Source organism: Chryseosolibacter histidinae (genome assembly GCF_018598225.1).
GTDB classification, from domain to species: domain Bacteria; phylum Bacteroidota; class Bacteroidia; order Cytophagales; family Cyclobacteriaceae; genus Chryseosolibacter; species Chryseosolibacter histidini.
In genome coordinates this window covers 1-2,626 of record NZ_JAHESF010000092.1, presented here as the reverse complement: position 1 = coordinate 2,626, position 2,626 = coordinate 1, and the positions used below count along the sequence as shown (strand labels likewise).

Here is a 2,626-nt window from a genome sequence, read left to right as displayed (position 1 = left end):
TAGCTATTCCTGCGAGCATTGACCCCTCATTCCATTTTTGATTGACCCCCTGTTGCTGCAAGTTGACCCCCCGGATTTTGGCGGTTTTCGGGTTATTCCAGCAAGCTGACCCCTCAAGTTCGGCAGGAATTCCAGGAAGTTGACCCCTCTGGATTAGGACAATTCCAGCAAGCTGCCCCCCTGATTGTGATAGGATTTGTTCTGGTTATCCTTATTGGATAAAGCACAGAATCATGGCCTTTAATCCTATTACAATGAACCAAGTAAAACAGATCTATAAACTGCGCTCGGAAGGCTACGGCATAAAGACGATAGCCTCGACGCTAGGTATCTCCAAGAACACCGTAAAATCCTATCTACGAAAGACTGATGAACTGGGCTTGTCTGATGAGCAACTCATGGCTACCGACAATCCGATCCTGGCCGATCAGCTCAAACCGGTGTCAACTCAAGAGAAAGATAATTACCAGGCCTTTTTACAACGTGCCGAACACTACGTCAAAGAACTATCCAGGCGGAAACAAACACACGTCACGCGCATGATCCTCTGGGAGGAAGACTTCCACGCAGGACTCATCCAGATGAGATACTCGCGCTTCTGCTTCCACCTGCGGCGTTATCTGAAGAGTAAGCAGCCGTCGATGGTCATGGTTCACCGGCCCGGTGAAAAGATGTTCGTGGACTTTGCTGGTGACAAGCTCTATTACATCGACTCTGATACAGGCAAACGCGTTGCCGTCGAGGTACTACTGATCACGCTTGGCTACAGCAATTACACGCTGGCCATAGCGGTACGGTCACAAAAGAAGGAACACCTCATTGAGGGACTTGTCTATCTTTTTTCCTGGCTGGGTGCAGTGGCCGCCGCCTTGGTCCCCGATAACCTCAAGTCAGCCGTTACCACGCCAGACCGTTATGAACCCGTCATCAACGAGACCTTCCTGGATATGGTCAACCACTACAATATGGCTGTTGTTCCCACACGTCCCGTAAAACCCAAGGACAAGGCGAAAGTAGAAACTCATGTGAATGTAATTTACCAGCAGGTTTATGCCAGGCTGCGTCACAAGACCTTCCACAGCCTGGAAGAAGTGAATCAGGCACTTCGTGAGAAGATAGAGCTCCTCAATGATGCGATCATGCAGGACTATGGTGTATCGAGGAAGACGTTGTTAGAGCGAGATGAGCGAGCGCATCTAAAACCACTGCCTGACAAGTCTTACTTCCTGGCTACACAATCCAAGCCTACAGTGTCTGTGAATGGTCACGTCAAGATCAGCTCCATCAGCAAGTATTTAAGCGTACCATACAGACTTATCGGTCAAAAGGTCACCGTGCTGATCAGCAATGGTATTGCCCGAATATATCATGAACGTGAATGTGTGGCTACCCATGCTATATCCGGCACTGGACTATATATCACACAAGATGACCACATGGCCTCTACTCACCGGGACTACCTTCATAGCCTCTCCCCGGATGAGCTCAAACGGCAGGCTCGCCTGATAGGTCCCGAAGTCGAAGGGCTCATTAGTGCGGTGCTTAGCAAAGGCCTTTTCCCTGAGCAAATGTATAAGACCTGTCAGGGCATATTAGCACTACACCCCAAAAATGAAAGCGACCGGTTCCGGCAGTGTTGCCGGTGGGCGTTGGCCAATAATATGACTTCTCTACGATACATGAAGCATCTGATGGGTAGCCGCCACGTGAACTTCGAAGATGATCGGAGTTCTCAAGGGCAACTGCCACTACACGACAACATCAGAGGTCGACAAAACTATGTCTAACAACTTAAAATACATAATCTATGAACTATGATCAAACACTCGAACAGATGCGGTCTTTACGACTCCACGGCATGGCGCAAGCCCTGGACAGCCTCATTGCCGCCAAAAAAGTATCCACGCTGAGTGCAGAGCAACTACTGGCAGTGCTTATGCAGCATGAGAATGACGAGAGATCCGGACGTAAGATCGATCGCCTCAAGAAGGCAGCGAAGTTCCGTTACAACGCCGCGCTGGATCAAATCCGGCCTGATCCCAACAGGAATCTGGATGCCGGATTACTAGCTCAGCTCACAACATGCTCATGGGTTAACAACTGCGAGAACATCTTGATTACAGGCCCTGCCGGTGTAGGTAAAAGTAACCTGGCTTCGGCACTCGGGCATCAATCCTGTTTAAATGGCTTCAAAGCCATATACTTCAACAGCCAAAAACTTTTTTACTCCCTTCGCCTGGGAAAAATGGACGGCACACATCGCAAACAAATCAATGCTATCGCCAAGGCAGACGTGCTCATCATCGACGACTTTGGTCTTCAAAAACTGGACGATTACTCCCGACTGGATCTCATGGAAGTAATGGAAGACAGGCACGGTCGCAAATCAACGATTATATCCTCCCAGCTTCCGGTCGCCGCCTGGTATGACATCATTGGTGAACCAACGCTCTCCGATGCCATCCTGGACAGGCTCACCAGTAAGACAATCCGAATCGAACTAAAGGGAGAATCTCTCAGGAAAAAGAAATAACTTTACCCAACGTTCTTTGCTTTACAGAAACAATCCCTTCACACAGAGGGGTCAGCTTGCTGGATTAGGGGGTCAATCATGCTGGAATAGTAA

The 2,626-nt window shown here is 49.1% G+C and carries 2 protein-coding genes; both read left to right on the top strand.

The features are described from left to right. Positions 1-254: 254 nt before the first annotated feature. The gene (istA, locus tag KK083_RS32285; protein WP_254170290.1) at positions 255-1,787 is read left to right on the top strand and encodes an IS21 family transposase; all 1,533 of its coding nucleotides are present in this window, start codon (positions 255-257) and stop codon (positions 1,785-1,787) included. A 20-nt stretch (positions 1,788-1,807) separates the two neighbouring features. Further along, entirely contained in the window at positions 1,808-2,533 is a 726-nt protein-coding gene (gene istB, locus KK083_RS32280) for an IS21-like element helper ATPase IstB (protein WP_254170289.1), read from the top strand. Positions 2,534-2,626: the final 93 nt, after the last annotated feature.